Raw genomic sequence first — 19,089 nt, forward strand, 5'->3', positions numbered from 1 at the left:
TCGTGACATGCCTGTCACCAATAAATTTCGCCATGCGGGACAGCCGGCGCGCCAATGATTTCAGCTACACTGGCTGTCACTTTCCCTTTCAGACGCCTGATGATCGAAAAGAACCTGCCCGAGCTGGCCATGCTGAAGCGCCTCATCGACGAGGGCGGCAGCCACCTGGAAGTGGCCGCGCCCTGCAGCATCGCCATGGATGGGCGCGAGTTTCCCGTGTACACGATTGCGCTGGGCAATCCGAGTCCCGACGTGCCCGTGCTGGGCTTGTTTGGCGGCATCCACGGCCTCGAACGCATCGGCACGCAAGTCATCCTGTCTTTCCTGGAAAGCCTGGTCGCCCGCCTGCGCTGGGATGCCACCCTGCACCAGCAGCTGGAAAGCATGCGCCTCGTCTTCATGCCGCTGGTCAATCCGGGCGGCATGTGGCAAGCCACGCGCTGCAATCCGCGCGGCGTGGACCTGATGCGCAATGCGCCCTTGAGCGCGCGCGAAAAAGTGCCGTTCATGCTCGGCGGCCAGCGCTACAGCGCCCGCCTGCCCTGGTACCGGGGCGCGGCGGATGGCGCGATGGAGCTGGAAAGCCGGGCCGTGTGCGACCTCGTCGAGCGCGAATTGCTGTCGCGCCAGTTCAGCATCGCCCTCGATTGCCATTCCGGCTTCGGCTTGCGCGACCGCATCTGGTTTCCCCACGCCCACACCAAGGTGCCGATAGCACACCTGGCCGAGATCGGCGCGCTGGAAGAGCTGTTCAGCCAGAGCTACCCCAACCACAACTACGTGTTCGAGCCGCAAAGCCGGCAATACCGCACGCATGGCGACCTGTGGGATTATCTGTATTTGAACGGCACCAGCTACACGGGCCGCGTGTTCCTGCCGCTGACCCTGGAAATGGGCTCGTGGCTGTGGGTCAAGAAAAATCCGCGCCAGCTGTTCAACCGGGTCAGCATCTTCAATCCCACGGCCGCGCACCGCCTGCAGCGCGTGCTGCGCCGGCACCTGGTGTGGTTCGATTTCCTCATGCGCGCCGCCAGCAGCCACGGCCGCTGGATGCCGGAAGGCTTGCTGCGCAAGGCGCAGCGCCGGCGCGCCCTGGCGCAATGGTACGAATCATGAACCCGCCCACCTGGATTTTATTGCGCGGTTTGATGCGCGAACAGCGCCACTGGGGCACCTTTCCCGCCACGCTGGCGCGCGCCCTGCCCGGCGCCCGCATCGTCACGCCCGACTTGCCCGGCAATGGCACGCGCCACGCGCAGGACAGCGCCACCCGCGTGGCCGCCATGGTGGACAGCTGCCGCCAGGACTTGCAGGCGCGCGGCATCCCCGCGCCGTACCACTTGCTGGCCCTGTCGCTGGGCGGCATGGTGGCCGTCGAATGGGGTCACCGCTACCCGCAGGAAATCGCCCGCTGCGTACTCATCAACACCAGCATGCGGCCGTTCAGTCCGTTTTACCGGCGCCTGCGCTGGCAAAACTATGGCGCCCTGCTGCGCCAGCTGCTGGCCGGCGATGCACGCAGCCAGGAAGCGCTGATCTTGCGCCTGACGAGCCGCCGGCATGCTGGCGGCGACCCCGCGCTGCTGGCCAACTGGCTAAGTTTCCAGCAGGAATACCCCGTCAGCCGCCGCAACGCGCTGCGCCAGCTGCTGTCGGCCGCCCGCTACCGCGCTCCCGCCAGCCGTCCGGCCATGCCCGTGCTGGTGATGGCCGGCGCACAAGACCAACTGGTCGACCACCGCTGCTCGCAGCGGCTGGCGCGCGCCTGGCAAGCCGATTGCCTGATCCACGGCGACGCCGGACACGACTTGCCGCTGGACGAAGGCGAATGGGTGGCGCAGTCGGTGGTGCGCTGGCTGGGGGAAGAAGGGACGGAGCATGCCGGCACAGGGCAGTCATCATGCGGATAACAAGCGGCAGTACAGAGCAACTGGCAGCGCTGGCCGAGGCCGGCGTGCAGGAGCGCATTTTCCCGGGCGCCGCCTGGGCCGTGGGCGGCATCGGCCACGGCGTGGCGGGCGCGGCCGGGCGGCTCACGCCCGGGCCAGACAGTGCCGAAATGCAAATCGATACCTTGTTCGATATCGCTTCCTTGACCAAGATCATCAGCGTCTGGTCGCTGGCGGGACGCCTGGTAAAGCAGGAACGCCTGGGCATGGACAGCCGGCTGGCCGACCTGTTGCCCGGCACCCACGGTTATGCGCTGGCGCCCGTCACGATTTTCCAGCTGCTCACGCATACGGCCGGCCTGCCGCTGCGCGCCCGCCTGCGCGCCAGCTATGGCGAGGCATACGACGATATCGTGCGCGGCGTGCTGCGCGAGCCGCTGGAAGGCAAGCCGGGCCGGGCCGTGGAATACACGGACCGCGCGGCCCTGATCCTCGGCCTGGTCATCGAGCGGCTGCTGGACATGCCGCTGGAACAGGCCCTCGCAGAGCATGTCCTGCGGCCGCTGGGCATGGCCGCCACGGGCTATGGCCCGCTGGCGCCAGGGCGCGGCAGGCAAGTCGCGCCGACCGAATACTGCGAGCAGGCGGGCGCCCACCTTGCCGGCGTGACGCATGATTTTTCGACCCGGCTGCTGGGCGGCGTGTGCGGCATTTCCGGGCTGTTTTCCAATGTGCCGGACCTGCAGCGCTTCCTGCGAGCGATGCTGGCCCAGCAAGGCGAGGTGTTCAATGCCGGCTGGGTAAGGGATTCGCTGACGGTGCAGACGGGCACCCTGAACCCGTCGCGCGGCCTGTTCTGGCATCCGGCGGCAGGCACGGGGCCGGAAGACGATGTCTGGTGCCACCTGGGTTTCACGGGCACGGCCATGTGGATCAGCCCCCGGCGCGGCCGTTATGCGGTGCTGCTGACCAATAAGCTGTATTACACGCGCGATTTCGCCAGGATCAACGCGCTGCGGGGCGACTTCATGCGCTGCGCCTTCGATCTTTGAGTTTTACAGCCGCAGGCTGACGATAATCGCCAGCAGCAGCGCGCCGGCCGCCGCCAATAGTGCGCTGTTGAAACTGTGCGACTGCGCATACAGGCTGCCGGCCAGCACCGGGCCGATGATCTGGCCCACGCCATACACCACCGTCATGATGGCCATCATGTTCGTGCCTGCCCTGACGGCGGCCCGCTGCGCGGCCGGCATGGCGATGGTCACCGTGCCGACGAACGTGCCGCCGACGAGGATGGCGCTGAGCAGGTAGCCGGCGGCCGAGGGCGCCAGCACGGGCAAGGCCACGCCCAGCGCCTGCAGCAGCAAATTGAGCCGCAGCGCCCGGCGCGTGCCCAGGCGCTCGTGCAGCCGGTGCCACAGGAAGCACGACGGCGCCGCGCCGAGGCCGAAGACGGCCCACACGTGGGCGGAATTGAGCCCGGGCAGGGCCGCGCCGACCAGCACGGGCAAGTAGGTGGCCGTGACGATGTAGCCGAGTCCCGCCAGCCCGTAGATCAGCACCAGCGGCCATGGCGACACGGGCGCCAGGGCCGATGTAACAGCTTGCGGCGGCGCGTCCGGCGTCGCCTGGCCGCCTGCGCCAATGGCGGGCGCGGCCGCCAGCCCCAGCAGCACGGCGACGCCGGCCAGCAGCAGCCACATGCCGGCGCTGCGCCAGCCCAGCTGCGATGCCAGCACCAGCAATTCGGCCGACACGGCAATGCCCGCGCCCACGCCCGCGTACAGCAGCGGCGCGCCGCGGCCATGCCCGCGCTGCACCAGCAGCCACAGCGAGGCTGCCACCATGGCCAGGGCGCTGAACACGCCCGCCGCGCCCCGCACGGCCACGATGAGCCAGACGGGCATCGGCAAGGCCAGCACGCCCAGACACAGCGCCGTGCCGGCCACCGACCACAGGCACAGCCGGTGCGCGCCGGGCGCCCGCGCGCGCATGGCCAGGATGGCCCCCAGCAAATAACCGGCATAGTTGGCCGAGGCGGCCAGGCTGCCGTCGCGCAAGCTCAAGACGCCTTCGCCCACCATGTGCGGGTAGATGGCCGTGAAGGCAAAGCGGCCAAAGCCCATGCCGATGGCAAGAATGGCCGCCGCGGCGATGGCCGCACGCAGCCTGGCCGCCCCGCTCACGGCGCCGCCTCGCCCAGTTGCGCCAGCAAGTGCTGGAACGCGGGCACGTCGAAGCCCGCGCGCCACACGAGCACGGTGTCGGCTTGTCCTGCGGAAATAGTCGCCAGGCTGGCCGGCGCGTCCGACAGCGCCAGCACGCTGGCCGGCAGCACGGTCACGCAGGCGCCGGCCGCCACGCAAGCGATCATGGTGTGATACGAACTCAGCTCCTGCACGCGCCACTGCGTGCTGCCGGCCACGCCCAGCAGCTCTTCGGCGATGCCGCGATAAGTGCAGCCCTGGGGAAAGGCCGCCAGCGAGCGCGTGCGCACGTCCGCGGGGCGCCGCGCCTGCCCTTCGCTGGCCGGCAGCAGCAAGCACAGTTCCTCGCGCCATACGGCGGTTGACGCCAGGCCCAGCTCTTCCAGCGCGGCGGCGCCGCCGAACGCTGGCGGCAAGGCGACGAAGGCGCAGTCGAGCAAACCCGTGCGCACCTGCTCGATCAGGGGGCGCGACGGCCCCGTGCTCAGCGCCAGGCGCGTGTCCGGATGGCGGGCGTGATACGCGGCCAGCAGCGCCGGCAGGCGGCTGGCCGCCGTGCTTTCCATGCTGCCCACGCGCAAGGTTCCGCCCTCGCGCCCGCCCGTGACGACGTGGCGGGCCTCGTCCGCCAGCGCCAGCAAACGCCGCGCATATTCGAGAAAGCGCTCGCCCGCCGCCGTCAGCGCCATGCGTTTATTGGTGCGCACGAACAGTTCCGCGCCGATATCGGCTTCCAGCTGCTGGATGCGCGTGGTGACGCTGGACGGCGCGCGGCCCAGCCGGGCTGCGGCCTGGGTGACGCTCAGCTCACTCGCCACGGCGCAAAAAATCGTCAGGGATTCCATGTCCATCACGTTCTCGATTTAAGAATTATCATGCTATTATATTCTCAAAATAAGAACTGAATGCGGCATCCTCAACTTGATGAAGGAAACATCATGACTTCAATCCAGCGCTTCCTCGACCGTCTCGGCCTGCAGCACCCCATCATCCAGGCGCCGATGGCGGGCGTCTCCACGCCGCGCATGGCGGCCGCCGTCTCGCATGCGGGCGGCCTCGGTTCGCTGGCCATCGGCGCCGGCACGGTGGCGCAGGCGCGCCAGACGATCGAGGAAACCCGCGCGCTGACGGACCGCCTCTTCAACGTGAATGTGTTCTGCCATGCGCCGGCGGTGCGCGATGCGCGGCGCGAAGCGGCCTGGCTGGCCCATCTGGCGCCCCTGTTCGCGGAGTTGGGCGCGCCCGTGCCAGCGGAACTCGACGAGATTTACCAAACGTTTCTCGGCAATGAGGCAGCGTTTGCCCTGCTGCTGGAACTGCGCCCCGCCGTCGTCAGCTTCCATTTCGGCTTGCCGGCGCAGCCGCAGATCGCCGCCCTGCGCCAGGCCGGCATCTACACGATGGCCACGGCCACCAATCTGCGCGAGGCGCTGCTGATCGAACAGGCGGGCGTGGACGCCATCGTGGCGCAGGGCGTGGAAGCGGGCGGACACCGGGGCGCGTTCGACCCGCAGGCGCCGGACGAGCGCCACAGCACCAGCGTGCTGCTGCGGCTGCTGGCGGGCCGCACTGCCCTCCCCGTCATCGCCGCCGGCGGCATCATGGATGGAGCAGGCATCCGCGCCGCGCTGGACCTGGGCGCAGCAGCCGCGCAGCTGGGCACGGCCTTCGTGCTGTGCCCGGAATCGTCGGCCAATGCGGGCTACCGCGCCAACCTGCAAAGCGCGCGGGCCGCAAGCACGCGCCTGACCAGCGTGCTCTCGGGCCGCCTGGCGCGCGGCATGGTGAACCGGCTGATCGAACACGGCGAAGCGCCCGGCAGCCCGCCGCCGGCCGATTATCCCGTCGCCTACGATGCCGCCAAGCAACTGAATGCGCTGGCGAGCCGGCACGGCGACAGCGAATTCGCCGCGCAATGGGCAGGCCAGGGCGCGCCGCTGGCGCGGGAAATGGGGGCGGAGGAATTGGTATTGACTTTGGCCAGGGAAATAGCGGCTTGAGTCAGCACGCGTTTGAGGGTCAGGTCTGCCATTCCGACACAGGCCCAGCTATGCCAATCCCCAAGCTGAAGTCTCTGCGTGAGCTCAGCGTCTGTACGCATACGCAGCATAGTTAGTCGAGCCGTATTGACAATTAATAAATCATAGTTTGCTGTGAGCCTAAGCCCAAGGCTGAGATCGTGTCCGAATAGCAGACCTGACCCCGCCACCCGCCGGGCGCCGGCACGCCATGGCGTACGCCAGCCATCAAGGCATGGGCGCCTTGAGCACGAACTGCAGCCCCTGCGTCAAATCGCTGGCCGCCTGCAACACCAGGCCCGTTTCATCGTTTGCCAACGGCGATGCGGGCTGTATCATCATTTCGCAGCCTTTCTGCCCGTCCCACGCCGTCTGTACCGTGCCAGGCAAGGCCACATCCGCCGACTTGAGACTGCTGATGCTCCAGTTTTTTTGACAAACCAGGCGCGGCAAGTCAAAGAATACCTGGAAGGATTTGCCGATTTGCAACAGGCGCGTGGCGCTGATCGTCGCGTTGACCAGTTGAACGACCGTCTCATTGATGGTCTTCAAATCCGCTTCCACCGTCGAAATTTCCTGCGAGTTGATGATGTAGGTGTCAAATTGGCTGAAAGCGATGCTTTTCGAAAAAGTCGCATTCCCGGCCGTGCTGCCCGAGGCGGACAGCACGCCGATGCCCGCGCTGCCGTTGCCTGACAAATTACTCTCGCCCTGGAAAGAGGACGCCCCCGCGCTTGAAATCCACACCGCGGGCAGCATCCTGCCCGACGTCACCCTGGTGCTCTCGGGCGCGGCCGGGTCCGCCCCTCTGACTTCCCGCGACAGCGAATACAGGACGCTGATGCGCTGGCGACGGCTCAGATTGCCGCCGATATCGGGGGAAATGGCCAGCGCGATCGGGGAAAAGACGGAGGCCTTTACCGCCAGCATGGATTTCTTTGTCTCCAGCGCATTTTTCGCGGCGATGGCGCCGTCGTTGCCGGAAATGCCGCCGGCGACGCTGATGGACGAATTCAGGAAACCCGAACAATCCATCGCATAGGCAAAATTATTCGTCTGCGTATCCATATTGTGCAGCGGATCGTAGCCAGCATACGTTTCCGCCCCGGTCAACGTCACTTGCCTGGCATTGGACTTCGTGTCGACGAACATCGCCGTATTCAAGACCTTCAGCACGCTCTGCCCCGAATATTTGTCGACATCGGCCGTCAGGTCGCGCGCCAGTATGTTCTTCAGCTCTCCGGGAATGTAAGCCTTGTCTTTCTTGTCCAGCTTTTTCACGAGCTCCTTGGGCAAGGAACAGCCGCCATTCTTGAAAAAGCCATTGAGCTCCTGGCCCAGGTCCACGGCATTCTTTTCCTTCTGGATATTCGCCGTCAGGCTCTTGACGGTGACGACGGCCAGGGCCGGCGTGCATGGCAGCGACATGATCAGTGCTGCGGCAAAAAAGCGAGTCCCTTGCATGGCCATCCCCGTTTTTATAATGGAAGAGTCTGTATCTTCCCGCCGGCATGCCAGAAAGACAATCTCCAAATACCACCATGCGGGTATTTATTTCGCTAGTTGCACTTGCGCAACAAGCGCACGGTGCCACGCCAATGCCGGCGCCAGTCAGGGCAGCTTGTGCCGGAACGTCGGCTCAATATTGCGCGCATGCAGCCAGCGCACGATGTCTTCCAGCGTGGCATCCTGCAGCAGCAAGCCAGGCTGGGCGACGGGCATGATCGCCGGCAATGGCGCGGGAACGGGCGCAGGCGCGGGCGTGGCGTCGGCCAGTCCCGCATGTCCCTGCAGCTTGGCCAGCGCCTGCGCGAACTGGGCTGGATTGATGCTGCGCAAGCTTTCCAGGAAACCCAGCTGGGCGGCCGGTGGCGGCGGCATGTCCAGGCCCGGTTCGTCGACGAAGGCGGCGCCCATGCTGGGGTGGATGAAGGCGGCCCACTTGCCCGACGGCTGCAAACACGGCGGCAGCGCCGCCTGTTCCACGTAGTCTGGCGGCGCGACGGCGAGGATGTCGGTCGAGGCGGGTAAAAAGGTGGAACGCAGCAGCTGCACGAACTGGCGCGCCTGGGCGGCGGGCACGGGCGTGGCCAGCGACAGCCACAGCTGGAACGCCGTGCCCGAGATGCTGACGGCGGGCGCCGGCAAGTCCAGCTCGTGCTGCACGGCATTGGCGATCGTGCACAGCGCGCTCCAGTGCGCCTCGCCGCCGCCCTTGCCGCCAAACTCCAGCACCAGCGCGCGCGCCAGGCCGCGTTCGCTCACCAGCTGCACCGCCACCGTCTGTTCGCCCGCCAGGTGGCGCGCCAGCACGGCAGGCGTCAACGGCTGGACGCCGCCCTGCGCATCGACGTAGTGCTGCTGTTCCTCGAACAGGTACAGGCGGGTGAGTTCGGAAATCAGTTTATGCATGGGCAGCCTCGTAATAACGTTGAGCAACACTTGTCAACGTGCCCCGATTATAGCCTCCCCGCCCCTTGGCGCGCTCGTCCTCCCGGCCCGAAACACCAGCCAGCTGGCCACGGCGAACAGGCAGGCGGCCACGCCGCCGTACAGCATCACGGCGCCAAAGCCTTGTGCCAGCGCAAGTTTCGCCACGCCGGCCGGCAACGCGCCGGCGCCCTTGCCTGCCGACAAATCCTCCGCCATGGCGCGCAAGGTAGCCGCGTCCAGTCCGCCGGGTACATGCTGACGCAGGGCCGACTGGATGGCAGCGACGAGAATAAAGCCCATCAGCGCGATATTCACCGACAGGCTGATCATGCGCGCGCTGATGTCGATGCCGGACGCCATGCCCGCCCGCTCGCCCGGCACGGCGCCCGTCGTCGTGTTGGTGACGGGCGTATTCGTCAAGCCCAGGCCCGTGCCGGCCAGCAGGCAGCCGGGCAGGATGGTCAGCCAGGTGGCAGTTTCGGCACGGCTGCCCCACAACATCAGCAGGAAACCTGCGCCGATGGCCAGCAAGCCGGCGGGAATGACCGCATCGGCCCGGTAGCGCAGCGCCAGCCGCTCGGCCAGCGGCGGCATGAGCAAGGTGGGCACCGTGTAGGCCAGCAGGGTCAGGCCCGTGCCCAGGCTGCCGTAGCCGAGGCCATATTGCACGTACAGGGGCAGATAAATCATGAAAGGCCAGAAACTGCAATTCATGCCCGCCGAACCGAGCAAGGCGCCCGAGAAACGGCGGATGCGAAAGACGGAAAAATCGATCATCGGCTCAGGCTGGCGCCGTTCGATGACGGCAAACGCGGCAAAACCGGCCAGCGCCACGGCCAGGCTGGCCACGCTGCGCGGGTCGGAAAATCCCAGGGCCGGCCCCTGCGTGATGCACCACGCCAGGCTGAACACGGCCAGCGACAGGGTGGCGATACCGGCCACGTCCAGCTTGCGCCGCTGCGGGTCGCGCGATTCGCTCACGCCCAGGCCCGCCAGCAGCAGCGCGACGACGGCCAGCGGCCCGTGCACGAGGAATACCCATTGCCAGCCAGATAGCGCGACGATGGCCGCGCCGATGATGGGACCGAAGCCCAGGCCCAGGCCAAACACGATGCCCCAGGCGCCAAACGCCCTGCCCCGCGCGGCGCCGGCCGGGAACTGCTGCGACAGCACGGCCACCTGGCAAATCAGCATGGCGCCGCCGGCCATGCCTTGCAGCGCGCGCGCGGCGATCAGCACGCCGGTGCTGCCGGACCAGCCGCATGCCAGCGAACTGAGGCCGAACAGCGCCAGACTGGCCAGCAGCAAGCGTTTTCGGCCATAGCGGTCGGCCAGGGTACCGGTTGCCATCAGCACGGTGGTGCAAGCCAGCGTGTAGGCATTCATAATCCATTGCAAGTCCTTGAAACCGCCATGCAGCACGGTTTCCAGGGTGGGCAGGATGACGGGCACGCTGGAAATTTCCAGGCCAAACATGAGCGAGGCCAGGCACACGGCGGCCAGGGTCAGTGCATTTTGTTGCGAAGTAGTCGGTAGCATCGAAGCCTTGATGTCGGTAGTCATGGAGGGGCGCGTAGAGACGGCGCACCGCGAGCCGCCATTCTAGAAAGCCTCGACTCATGAGGGAAATGATAAAATTTTGTACAATTCATTCATTTTCATCATGAATCACGGGAAACCCATGGACTTCGATACCGCCCTGCTGCGCGCCTTTGTGGCCGTGCACGACACGGGCGGCTTTACGCGCGCCGCCGAACGGCTGCACCTGAGCCAGTCCGCCATCAGCCACCAGATCCGCCGCCTGGAAGATCAGGCGGGCACGGCGCTGCTGGTGCGCACGACGCGCAGCCTGCGCCTGACGGAAGATGGCGAGGATTTCCTGCGCCACGCGCGGCAGATCCTGGCGGCCCAGGATGCCCTGTCGCGCCGCTTCCAGCGTTCCTCGATCGCCGGCGCCGTGCGCTTCGGCGTGCCGGAAAATTTCATGGGCGCGCGCCTGCCGGCCCTGCTGGCGCAGTTCGCGCACCTGTTTCCCGCCGTGCGCCTGGACGTGACGGTCGGCACTTATCTTGATTTGCAGAAACTGGTCGCCGCCGATGCGCTGGACCTGGCCGTCATCATGGCCCCGGCCGATAGCGGCGACGAGGCGGCCGTGCTGCGCCGCACGCGCTTCGTCTGGGCCGCGGCGCAGGATTTCCGCCACGACGGCGCGCTGCCCCTGCCGCTGGCGTTTTCACCGGCGCCGTGCATGCACCGGCAAGTGGGCGTCGATGCCCTCGAGAGCGCCGGCCTCGACTGGCGCGTGGCGTTCACCTCGCCCAGCCAGCAGGGCTTGCGCGCCGCCGTGCTGGCTGGCTTGGCGATCACGGCCCTGCCGCAAGGCGACCTGGAAGCGGGCATGGTCGTCATCGATGGGCAGTTTGGCTTGCCCGCCCTGCCCGCTGCTCAGTTCCAGTTGCTCCGGCGTGCCGCCAGCCAGACGGCGGCGGCCGAAGCGTTCGGCCAGATGCTGCGCGAATGGTCGGCCGCGGCGCTGGCTTGACACTGCGCGCTGTCCTGTTCTACCGGACGACGCCCGAGGCGCCGCCGCATCTGTACCGGCACGCCGTCAGCCGGCCCAGCCCCGGCTTCCTGAACAACATTACTCATAGCTGATCGTGAACGTCGCCGACGCATTCGCCGGACCCGGCGTCACATTGGCCCCGGTCTGCAGGTAGCGCGCGCGCAGGGGGATGGTATAACTGCGGTCGCTGGCGCTCAGGGTCAGCCCGCTGCTTCGCTTGATAGCCAACGGCAGCGGCGTGCCGGCCGTGGTCGCCACCTGCACGCCGATGCCGCTGGCGGCGGGAGGACGGCCCGCAGGGCTGGGATCGAGGCTCAGCACGCCATTGGCCGGGTTGATCGCGGCGCCGGCTGGATCGATGCGGTACTGCAGGCTGTTACTGTCGCTGGTTCCGCTGCCACCCGTGCCTCTCGGCGGGCTGCCGCTTTGCGAGACCCAGCTGGCAGGAGTCTTGTTCACTGTGCCATGGAAGGCCGGGCAATTGTTCAAGGAAATGGAAAAATCCGTCCACCCAGTGGCGCTGTTGACCCCGGTCAATGCCTTGGGCCGGTGCGTGCCCATGGCCACCGCCACATCCGGCGTGCGGCAGGTGCGCGAGACAATCTGCAGACTGCCGGAGACGCCCATCTTGAAGCCCAGCACTCTCGCATCGCCGAAATTGCCGAACAGGCTGACGGTCGGCAGTGAGTCGCCCCGCAGCACGCCCGGCGCCACGTCGCCCAGCTTGATCAATATCAATTCAAAATTGGCAGGCCCATCAAAAGGAACAATGCAGCGATAGCCCGCTTCGCAAGTGGTCCATACCTTGCCTGTCTGTCTGGGCAGCAGACCGCCCGTACTGTTGAAGGCAACCCCCAGCCCCGCAATGCTGGTTTGGTAGACTTTACCGGCATACATCCCGCTGGTCCAGTTGGCCTGGCCGGAACCTGCCTCAACCATAAACTCGGTAAATTGTTGATACGGAGGATACAGGCACTCCGCTCTCACCGCTTGGCCGCCGGCCATGTTGAATGTCTGGCGATACACTTCGGTGCCCACCGGCACATCGCGCCCGACAGTGATCGCCGAGACCTGCAGCGGCATGGCGCCCACCGCCGGCTGGATTCCGTTCATGTAGGTGCAGGTGACCGCGAAGGCCGGGCCGGTCGCTGCCCACAGTAGCGCGGCGGCCAACCCCGATTTGACCAAAGAGCCAATATTCATAACGGTACCTTTACGATGTTGATTGGTGCAACTGACTGAGATTGCATGCGGTACATCAAGGATTTGATGAGGGCGCCCGGAGCTCTAGCGGCCATGGCCGCACGCCCGCAGGCGACCTGGCCGGCTTGCGCTTCCCGTCCGTTCCTGGAAGCCCCTTTCTTGGCCGCGCTCCTGTGTCATTGCGGGGTGAAGTGTAAAACCCCTGCAACTCAAGCACTATAGGAGCACTCCGAAAAATGCGGCGGCCGCAGGGCCCGGACGGTTGCTGCGTGAACGGTCAGCCGCGCCGGCGGCATGACAGCACCAGCAGCAAGGCCAGCGCCAGCATGACGGCCGCGCTGCCCAGGGCCACGGTGACGCGGTGCGCCAGCAGCGGCACGCCCGCCAGCTGGCCCGCGCCAACAGCCGAGATCGCCACCAGCGTCGCCAGCCCCAGCGAACTGCCCAGCTGGTGCGCCACGTTGACGATGCCAGATGCCGCGCCCGCATCCCGCGCCGGCACGCCGGCCACGCCGGCCGCCGTCAGGGGACTCAGCGCCATGCCCTGCCCCGCGCCGATCAGCACCATCGGCAGGGCCACGCCCAGCCAGTACGCCGTGTCCGCGCCGACACGGCTCAGCCATGCCATGCCCAGCAGGGTCAAGCCCAGTCCCATGGCCAGCAGGCGCGCATTGCCGAAGCGCCGCGTCAAGCGCGGCACGCACAGGGCGACGGCAAAGTTGACCAAAGTCATGGGCAGGAAGGCGAGGCCCGTCAACGATGGCGGATAGCCGAGCACCACTTGCAAAAATTGCGTGGTGAAAAAGAAGAAGCCGATCATGGCGCCCAGGAACAGCACCCTGGCCCCGTACGCGGCGTTGCGTTGCCTATCGGCAAATAGCCTCAGCGGCAGGATCGGTTGCGCGGCGCGCCGCTCGATCAATATGAAAGCGGCCAGCAGCAGCACGCCCGCCGCCAAGGCGCCTTGTGTCAGGAAATTCCCCCAGCCGGCGCCGGCCGAGCGTATCAAGCCATACACGAAGGCCGACATGCCAAAGGTCGAGCTGGCGGCGCCGGCCACGTCGAACGAGCCCCGGCTGCGGTCACTTTCCGCAATGAAACGGCGCGCGGCCACCAGCATGGCCGCACCAATGGGCAGGTTAAGGAAGAAACCGACTCTCCATGACAGCCATTCGGCCAGCACGCCGCCCAGCACCAGGCCCACGCTGGCGGCGATGCCGGCCACGGCGCTGTACAGGGCGATGGCCCGCGTGCGTTCGCGCCCCTCCGCGAACGTGGTTTGCAGCAGTGCCAGGGTCGACGGCGCCAGGATGGCCGCGCCCGTGCCCTGGATGGCGCGCGCGGCGATCAGCATGTCCGGCGACTGCGCCAGGCCGATGGCCAGCGACGCCACGGTGAACAGCGCCAGGCCCAGCTGCAGCATCCTGCGCCGGCCGAAAACGTCGCCGGCGCGCGCAGCCAGCAGCAGCAAGCCGCCAAACGTCAAGGTGTAGGCGCTTTGCACCCAGGCCAGGCCCGTGTCCGTAAAGCCCAGTTCCTGATGGATTTTCGGCAAGCCCGTCAGCACGATGGATGTGTCGAGCACGATCATCACATAGCTGACGAGAATGATGGCGAGGATGGCCGCCTTGTGCGGCGCGGCGGCGTGAGCGGGGAGATTTTTCATGCCGCCACTGTATGCCTTCCCCATTACCATGAATAGATGCTAAAGTCCGCATGAACTTATTAGCAGGATTAATGAATGGCACAAACCAACTTCAACGACATCCTCGCCTTCGTGGCCGTGGCCCGCGCCGGCAGTTTTACCCGGGCGGCGGCCAAGCTGGGCGTGTCGCAGTCGGCGCTGAGCCAGACGGTGCGCGCGCTGGAAGAACGGCTCGGTCTGCGCCTGCTCGTGCGCACCACGCGCAGCGTCTCGCCGACCGAAGCGGGCGAACAGCTGCTGCGCACGGTGGCGCCCCGCTTCGACGAGATCGAGGCGGAACTGGCCCTGCTCAGCGAACGGCGCGACAAGCCGGCCGGCAACATCCGCATCAGTGCGGGCGAACATGCGGCGCTGACCGTCCTGCAGCCGGCCATCGCCCGCTTGTTGCCGCACTACCCGGACATCCACATCGAAGTCGTCGTCGACAATGGCATGACCGATATCGTCGCCGCGCGTTGCGACGCGGGCGTGCGCCTGGGCGAGCAAGTGGCCAAGGACATGATCGCCATGCCCATCGGCCCCGATTTCCGCATGGCCGTCGTCGCCTCGCCCGCGTATTTCAGCCGCCATGCGCCGCCGGCCACGCCGCAGGACTTGATGGCGCACAATTGCATCAACATGCGCCTGCCGACATTGGGCGGCCTGTATGCCTGGGAATTTGCCAAGGATGGGCAGGAGCTGAAAGTGCGCGTGGAAGGACAGATGATCTATAACAACATGGCCATGCGGCTGCATTCGGCGCTCGATGGCCTGGGGCTAGCCTGCATGGCGGAAGATGTGGTACAGCCTTACGTCGCCGATGGCCGCCTTATCCGCGTGCTCGACGACTGGTGCCCCGCGTATGCGGGCTACAAGCTGTATTACCCGAGCCGGCGCCACCCCTCGCCCGCGTTTACCTTGCTGCTCGACACCTTGCGCTATCCCCGGCTTTGAGCCAGCGCAAGGCTACACCTGGCGTCAACGGCGAACCGCACGAACACGCATTTACCGTGCGGCGGCACAGGACTATAGTGGCTGCTTTCCCACCTGTTCAAGGATCGCCATGAAACTCTTCTACTCGCCGGGCGCCTGCTCGCAGGCACCGCACATCCTCCTGCGCGAAACGGGCACGCAATTCACCCTCGTGAAGGTCGACCTGGGCCAGCACCGTACACAGGAAGGCGGCAATTACTACGAACTCAACCCGAAAGGCCAGGTGCCGCTGCTGGCGCTCGACGATGGCACGACCCTGAGCGAAGGCCCCGTCATCGCCCAGTACATCGCCGAACAGGCCGGCAGGCAGGATTTATTGCCGCCCGTAGGCAGCCCGGCCCGCTACAAGGTGCTGGAATGGCAGAATTACATCACGTCCGAACTGCACAAATCGTTCAGTCCCCTGTTCGATCCCCGCTTCGACGCCGCCACCAAGGCCTTGTTCGTCGAGCAACTAGGCAAGAAGTACAAGTATGTGGACAGCCGGCTGGAAGGCCGTGCCTATCTGACGGGCGACACCTTCACCGTGGCCGACGCCTATCTGTTCGTCGTTACAGGCTGGGCGCCGAACGTGGGCGTGGATTTGTCCGCGCTGGCGCATCTGCAAGCCTTCCTGGCAAGAGTGGGCCAGCGCGACAGCGTCAACGCTGCTCGGGAAGCGGAAGGCTTGGCCAAGGCCGCTTGAACGGTGTGGCCCGGTGCACGGGCTCACGTCTTTTCGGACTTGCCGTGCATCACCATGATGGTTTGCTGCATCAGCGCGCACAGGGTTTCCTTGTCATCCTTGACGGCAAACACTTCGGCCTGCGTGACGATCAGCGTGCGGCCGGGACGCACCACCTTGCCGCGCGCAATCAGTTTCTCGCCATCGGCGGGCGCCAGCAAATTCATCTTGTATTCCACCGTCAGCACGGACGCGCCGTCCGGCACCATCGTCATGGCCGCGTAACCCGCGGCCGAGTCCGCGATCATGCCCACCACGCCGCCGTGCACGAAGCCGTGCTGCTGCTCGATTCCGCTCCAGTGCGGCACGTGGATTTCCGTGCTGCCATGCGCCACCACGGGCAAGCTGGCCCGGATCAGGGTCATGGCGTTCTGCAAATCAAAACTGGCGCGGACTCGGTCGGCGAATTGCGGGTCGGGAAGTCGTGTCATGGTGAAATACTTTCTCAAGTGAACAGAAAAAAGAACTTATGGCACCACTCTACCCTGCTTCTTGCGCGCCGCGAACAATACGGTCAGGGTGCCGCAGGCACTGACCAGCACGATGCCGGCCAGCAACACGCCGGACAGCGGCGTCAGGATTCCTTGTTGCAGAGTCATCATTATCAACGGTGCGGCTTTTCTTGATATAGTGAGAATCCGACAGCCACTCTTTCATTGCAGCCAACCACAATGCCCGTGCCCACCACAAGACATCTGCTGCTGGCACCCTACAGCGGTGCCCTGCCAGCCGCCATCTGCTTTCGCAGCGCCGCCATGCCGGCCGCAGGAATTTACCCCAGCCACAGCCACTCCTGGGGCGAGTTCGTGTATGCGCTGAGCGGCGTGGTGGAAGTGCTGGTGGCCGGAAAACACTACCTGGTGCCGCCCCAGTACGGTATCTGGCTGCCGCCGCGCGTGCCGCACACGGGGCAAAACCGCCATCCCGCCTGCCACAGCTCGCTGTATGTGGACGAAGCACTGTGCGGGGAGCTGCCCGCCGCGCCATGCGCGCTGGCCGTCACGCCCTTCGTGCGCGCCATGCACGAGCACTTGCGCAGCCATCCGCCCGGCATGCCGCAGACGATTCATGAAGAGCGCCTCTTGCAGGTCTTGCTGGACCAGCTGGCGCGCGCCGCACCCGTGGGCAGCTATCTGCCCAGCTCGGATGACCCCATGCTGGGCAAGGTGCTGGCCATGCTCGACAGCAACCCCGGCGATGACCGCCCGCTGGCCGCGCTGGCGCAAGCCGTCAACACCACGGAGCGCACGCTGATGCGCCGCTGCCAGCGCGACCTGGGCATGAGTTTTGCCCAATGGCGCGCGCGGTTGCGCGTGATCAAGGCCATGGCCATGCTGGAAACGGGCCAGACGGTGGAAAGCATCGCATTCGACCTGGCATACGCCAGCTCCTCTGCCTTTATCACCATGTTCCGCAAGGTGACGGGCGAGACGCCGGACGAGTACCGGCGGCGCAGCGCCTAGCCGCACTCGCCAGGCGCCCGCAACCGCGCCCACTGTGCGAAAATGCCCGCCTTCGCCATTGCCGGACTTTACTCATGCCGCACGCTGCTCTCGCTACCCTTGCCACCCTTTCCGGGCGCGACGCCCGGCGCATCGCGCGCCACGCCCAGGCGGCCGATGCCGCCCGCTTCCTGCATCCGGCCCAGCAAGCCTTGCTGCACCGGCGCGGCTGGCTGACGATGCTGGCGCCGCGCAGTGCGGGCGGCGCCGAGCTGCCCTTGCCTCAGGCCGTGCGCCTGGAAGAAGCCGTGGCCGCCGCCGACGGCAGCATGGGCTGGGTGCTGACCCTGTGCGCGGGCGCGGGCTGGTTCGCGGGCTTTCTGGCGCCCGGCATGGCGCGCAGCATCATCGGCACGCCGCGCGTCTGCCTGGGCGGCAGCGGCGCGGCCACCGGCTACGCGGAGGAAGAAGGCGACGGCTACCGCATCACGGGCAGCTGGGACTACGCCAGCGGCGCGCCGATGGCCACCCACTTCACCCTGAACGCCCGACTGCAGCGCGCTGGCCAGCCCCTGCTTGATGCGCAGGGACAACCGCGCATCCGCGCCTTCCTCGTGCCCGCCGCCCTGGTGCAGCTGGTGCCCTCGTGGAACAGCATCGGCATGCGCGCCAGCGCCTCGCACAGCTACCGCATCGACGGGGAATGGCTTGCCAAGGAACATGGTTTTACCATCAGTCCCGGCACCGCGACGGCCGACGGCCCCCTGTACCGCTATCCCTTTTATTCGCTTGCCTATGTCACCCTGGCCGCCAACGTGGCCGGCATGGCCACGCATTTCATGGAATTGGCCGAGGAATGCATGCGCCACCGCCGCCATGCGCGTGCCGGCTTGCCGCTGCTGGAGGTGCCGGAAGTGATATCCATGCTGCAAGGCAAGAAAGACGCCTTTATCGCCGCCCGCGCCCGCTTCTACGCCGTGCTCGATGACAGCTGGGCACAGGTGGCCGCCGGCGCGGCGCTCGACGAGCACGCCATGCAGGCCGTGCAGGCCAGTTCGCTGGATTTGGTCGCCGTCTGCCGCGCGGCCGTCGACGGCCTGTATCCATATTGCGGCCTGTACGCGGCGCGCGAAGACAGCGCCATCAACCGCGTCTGGCGCGATTTCCATACGGCCAGCCAGCATGCGCTGCTGCTGCCGTAGCGTGAACGCGCCGCGCGGCAACGCCAGCCAGCGCCTCTTTAGCGCGGATAGCTGTCGTCCGTCACCTGCTCCAGCCAGCTGACCACCGATCCATCTTGCGCCTCGGCAATGGCAACATGCTGCATGGCGGACGTGGCCGTGGCACCGTGCCAGTGCTTGACGCCGGGCGGTATCCACGCCACGTCGCCCACGGCCAGCGCCTGCAGCGGTCCCTGCCAGTGCTGCACCCAGCCATTGCCTTGCGTGACGATCAGGGTCTGGCCTAGCGGATGCGTATGCCAAGCCGTGCGGGCGCCGGGCGCAAACGTGACGATGCCGCCGCCCACGCGGGCCGGAGCCGTCCGCTGGAACATGGCGTCGACTGCGACCGTGCCCGTGAAATAGCGGGCGTCGCCCGTGATGGCGGGCATGGCGGCGGCCCGCGTGACGGTCACGGCAGCGTGTGTGGCTGCGGCCTCGGCGGACGCGGAGGCAGAGACGGCCCCGGCGGGCAGGCAAAGCGGCAAGAGTGCCGCGGCGTATCGATGCATGTCTGTTTTCCTTTCATGCCGGTAAGATAAGCACACGTGCCGCCGGGCAGCCGGCTGCGCCTGTCCTGGCAAGCCAAGCTTAACAGTGCTGGCCCGCGCTGATTAGCGCAGTAAATCCGCTAGGACTTATAAGCTGGGCTGATGAATGAGCCGAGGCGGGGCCAGTTGCACAGGAAAGGCTGGCGGACGCCATGCGGGCCG

Annotated in this window: 19 protein-coding genes; 9 read left to right on the forward strand and 10 right to left on the reverse strand. The window is 66.5% G+C overall.

The window, feature by feature from the left end; all coding sequences use genetic code 11:
* The first annotated feature begins 99 nt into the window (after window positions 1-99).
* From IGS61_RS03285 to IGS61_RS03295, 3 genes are read left to right on the forward strand one after another with little or no spacing between them, the layout of a single operon-like run.
* Window positions 100-1,116: a M14 family zinc carboxypeptidase gene (locus IGS61_RS03285; protein ID WP_230538285.1), complete on the forward strand. Its 1,017-nt coding sequence runs from the start codon at window positions 100-102 to the stop codon at window positions 1,114-1,116.
* Window positions 1,113-1,910: an alpha/beta fold hydrolase gene (locus IGS61_RS03290; RefSeq protein WP_230538286.1), complete on the forward strand. Its 798-nt coding sequence runs from the start codon at window positions 1,113-1,115 to the stop codon at window positions 1,908-1,910. The genes IGS61_RS03285 and IGS61_RS03290 overlap by 4 nt, the downstream gene beginning before the upstream one ends.
* Window positions 1,901-2,941, forward strand: coding sequence for a serine hydrolase domain-containing protein (locus tag IGS61_RS03295; RefSeq protein WP_230538287.1), 1,041 nt, complete (start codon window positions 1,901-1,903; stop codon window positions 2,939-2,941). Before IGS61_RS03290 ends, IGS61_RS03295 begins: the two co-directional genes overlap by 10 nt.
* A gap of 3 nt (window positions 2,942-2,944) precedes the next feature.
* On the opposite strand, the gene IGS61_RS03300 is transcribed toward IGS61_RS03295, so the two are convergent.
* Together IGS61_RS03300 and IGS61_RS03305 are read right to left on the reverse strand one after the other, a co-directional pair.
* Window positions 2,945-4,075 carry a YbfB/YjiJ family MFS transporter gene (locus IGS61_RS03300; RefSeq protein WP_230538288.1) on the reverse strand — a complete coding sequence of 377 codons (1,131 nt, stop codon included), beginning with the start codon at window positions 4,073-4,075 and terminating at the stop codon, window positions 2,945-2,947.
* Window positions 4,072-4,947: a LysR substrate-binding domain-containing protein gene (locus tag IGS61_RS03305; protein WP_230538289.1), complete on the reverse strand. Its 876-nt coding sequence runs from the start codon at window positions 4,945-4,947 to the stop codon at window positions 4,072-4,074. Before IGS61_RS03305 ends, IGS61_RS03300 begins: the two co-directional genes overlap by 4 nt.
* Window positions 4,948-5,034: 87 nt before the next feature.
* Here IGS61_RS03305 and IGS61_RS03310 point away from each other — a divergent pair, with 87 nt between their 5' ends.
* Window positions 5,035-6,096 (forward strand): NAD(P)H-dependent flavin oxidoreductase, encoded by a 1,062-nt coding sequence (locus tag IGS61_RS03310; protein ID WP_230538290.1) that lies wholly within the window; start codon window positions 5,035-5,037, stop codon window positions 6,094-6,096.
* Window positions 6,097-6,342: 246 nt separating this feature from the next.
* On the opposite strand, the gene IGS61_RS03315 is transcribed toward IGS61_RS03310, so the two are convergent.
* The 3 genes from IGS61_RS03315 to IGS61_RS03325 form a co-directional block, all read right to left on the reverse strand.
* Window positions 6,343-7,578, reverse strand: coding sequence for a hypothetical protein (locus IGS61_RS03315; protein WP_230538291.1), 1,236 nt, complete (start codon window positions 7,576-7,578; stop codon window positions 6,343-6,345).
* 147 nt (window positions 7,579-7,725) lie between these two features.
* A complete protein-coding gene (locus IGS61_RS03320) occupies window positions 7,726-8,526 on the reverse strand; it encodes a TOTE conflict system archaeo-eukaryotic primase domain-containing protein (protein WP_230538292.1) in 801 nt (266 codons plus the stop codon).
* A 33-nt stretch (window positions 8,527-8,559) separates the two neighbouring features.
* Window positions 8,560-10,110, reverse strand: coding sequence for an MFS transporter (locus IGS61_RS03325; protein ID WP_230538293.1), 1,551 nt, complete (start codon window positions 10,108-10,110; stop codon window positions 8,560-8,562).
* Window positions 10,111-10,228: 118 nt separating this feature from the next.
* Between IGS61_RS03325 and IGS61_RS03330 the strand changes: the two genes are divergently transcribed.
* A complete protein-coding gene (locus IGS61_RS03330) occupies window positions 10,229-11,089 on the forward strand; it encodes a LysR family transcriptional regulator (protein WP_230538294.1) in 861 nt (286 codons plus the stop codon).
* Window positions 11,090-11,188: 99 nt separating this feature from the next.
* Here IGS61_RS03330 and IGS61_RS03335 read toward each other — a convergent pair whose 3' ends face one another.
* Window positions 11,189-12,313 carry a fimbrial protein gene (locus IGS61_RS03335; RefSeq protein WP_230538295.1) on the reverse strand — a complete coding sequence of 375 codons (1,125 nt, stop codon included), beginning with the start codon at window positions 12,311-12,313 and terminating at the stop codon, window positions 11,189-11,191.
* Window positions 12,314-12,590: 277 nt separating this feature from the next.
* Complete coding sequence (locus tag IGS61_RS03340; RefSeq protein WP_230538296.1) at window positions 12,591-13,979, reverse strand: MFS transporter; 1,389 nt, start codon at window positions 13,977-13,979, stop codon at window positions 12,591-12,593.
* Between the two features lie 75 nt (window positions 13,980-14,054).
* Between IGS61_RS03340 and IGS61_RS03345 the strand changes: the two genes are divergently transcribed.
* A complete protein-coding gene (locus IGS61_RS03345) occupies window positions 14,055-14,951 on the forward strand; it encodes a LysR family transcriptional regulator (RefSeq protein WP_230538297.1) in 897 nt (298 codons plus the stop codon).
* A 109-nt stretch (window positions 14,952-15,060) separates the two neighbouring features.
* Window positions 15,061-15,675, forward strand: a complete 615-nt coding sequence (gene gstA, locus IGS61_RS03350; protein WP_230538298.1) for a glutathione transferase GstA — start codon at window positions 15,061-15,063, stop codon at window positions 15,673-15,675.
* 23 nt (window positions 15,676-15,698) lie between these two features.
* Here gstA and IGS61_RS03355 read toward each other — a convergent pair whose 3' ends face one another.
* Entirely contained in the window at window positions 15,699-16,145 is a 447-nt protein-coding gene (locus tag IGS61_RS03355) for a PaaI family thioesterase (protein WP_230538299.1), read from the reverse strand.
* A gap of 36 nt (window positions 16,146-16,181) precedes the next feature.
* On the reverse strand, window positions 16,182-16,316 hold the full coding sequence (locus IGS61_RS27810) for a hypothetical protein (RefSeq protein WP_268993689.1): 135 nt from the start codon (window positions 16,314-16,316) through the stop codon (window positions 16,182-16,184).
* Between the two features lie 75 nt (window positions 16,317-16,391).
* Here IGS61_RS27810 and IGS61_RS03360 point away from each other — a divergent pair, with 75 nt between their 5' ends.
* Both IGS61_RS03360 and IGS61_RS03365 read left to right on the forward strand, forming a co-directional pair.
* Window positions 16,392-17,177 (forward strand): AraC family transcriptional regulator, encoded by a 786-nt coding sequence (locus tag IGS61_RS03360; protein ID WP_230538300.1) that lies wholly within the window; start codon window positions 16,392-16,394, stop codon window positions 17,175-17,177.
* A 74-nt stretch (window positions 17,178-17,251) separates the two neighbouring features.
* A complete protein-coding gene (locus IGS61_RS03365) occupies window positions 17,252-18,358 on the forward strand; it encodes an acyl-CoA dehydrogenase (protein WP_230538301.1) in 1,107 nt (368 codons plus the stop codon).
* Window positions 18,359-18,396: 38 nt separating this feature from the next.
* Here IGS61_RS03365 and IGS61_RS03370 read toward each other — a convergent pair whose 3' ends face one another.
* Entirely contained in the window at window positions 18,397-18,888 is a 492-nt protein-coding gene (locus IGS61_RS03370; RefSeq protein ID WP_230538302.1) for a (R)-mandelonitrile lyase, read from the reverse strand.
* Window positions 18,889-19,089: the final 201 nt, after the last annotated feature.

The organism is Janthinobacterium sp. FW305-129, assembly GCF_020858115.1.
In the GTDB taxonomy this organism is placed as follows: Bacteria; Pseudomonadota; Gammaproteobacteria; order Burkholderiales; family Burkholderiaceae_D; genus Janthinobacterium.

Coding starts and splice junctions, on each gene's coding strand:
- IGS61_RS03325 (WP_230538293.1), bottom strand. CDS start 10,110: ATGACTACCGACATCAAGGCTTCGATGCTACCGACTACTTCGCAACAA.
- IGS61_RS03335 (WP_230538295.1), bottom strand. CDS start 12,313: ATGAATATTGGCTCTTTGGTCAAATCGGGGTTGGCCGCCGCGCTACTG.
- IGS61_RS03340 (WP_230538296.1), bottom strand. CDS start 13,979: ATGAAAAATCTCCCCGCTCACGCCGCCGCGCCGCACAAGGCGGCCATC.
- gstA (WP_230538298.1), top strand. CDS start 15,061: ATGAAACTCTTCTACTCGCCGGGCGCCTGCTCGCAGGCACCGCACATC.
- IGS61_RS03370 (WP_230538302.1), bottom strand. CDS start 18,888: ATGCATCGATACGCCGCGGCACTCTTGCCGCTTTGCCTGCCCGCCGGG.
- IGS61_RS03315 (WP_230538291.1), bottom strand. CDS start 7,578: ATGCAAGGGACTCGCTTTTTTGCCGCAGCACTGATCATGTCGCTGCCA.
- IGS61_RS03330 (WP_230538294.1), top strand. CDS start 10,229: ATGGACTTCGATACCGCCCTGCTGCGCGCCTTTGTGGCCGTGCACGAC.
- IGS61_RS03355 (WP_230538299.1), bottom strand. CDS start 16,145: ATGACACGACTTCCCGACCCGCAATTCGCCGACCGAGTCCGCGCCAGT.
- IGS61_RS03345 (WP_230538297.1), top strand. CDS start 14,055: ATGGCACAAACCAACTTCAACGACATCCTCGCCTTCGTGGCCGTGGCC.
- IGS61_RS03295 (WP_230538287.1), top strand. CDS start 1,901: ATGCGGATAACAAGCGGCAGTACAGAGCAACTGGCAGCGCTGGCCGAG.
- IGS61_RS03365 (WP_230538301.1), top strand. CDS start 17,252: ATGCCGCACGCTGCTCTCGCTACCCTTGCCACCCTTTCCGGGCGCGAC.
- IGS61_RS03285 (WP_230538285.1), top strand. CDS start 100: ATGATCGAAAAGAACCTGCCCGAGCTGGCCATGCTGAAGCGCCTCATC.
- IGS61_RS03290 (WP_230538286.1), top strand. CDS start 1,113: ATGAACCCGCCCACCTGGATTTTATTGCGCGGTTTGATGCGCGAACAG.
- IGS61_RS03310 (WP_230538290.1), top strand. CDS start 5,035: ATGACTTCAATCCAGCGCTTCCTCGACCGTCTCGGCCTGCAGCACCCC.
- IGS61_RS03320 (WP_230538292.1), bottom strand. CDS start 8,526: ATGCATAAACTGATTTCCGAACTCACCCGCCTGTACCTGTTCGAGGAA.
- IGS61_RS27810 (WP_268993689.1), bottom strand. CDS start 16,316: ATGATGACTCTGCAACAAGGAATCCTGACGCCGCTGTCCGGCGTGTTG.
- IGS61_RS03305 (WP_230538289.1), bottom strand. CDS start 4,947: ATGGACATGGAATCCCTGACGATTTTTTGCGCCGTGGCGAGTGAGCTG.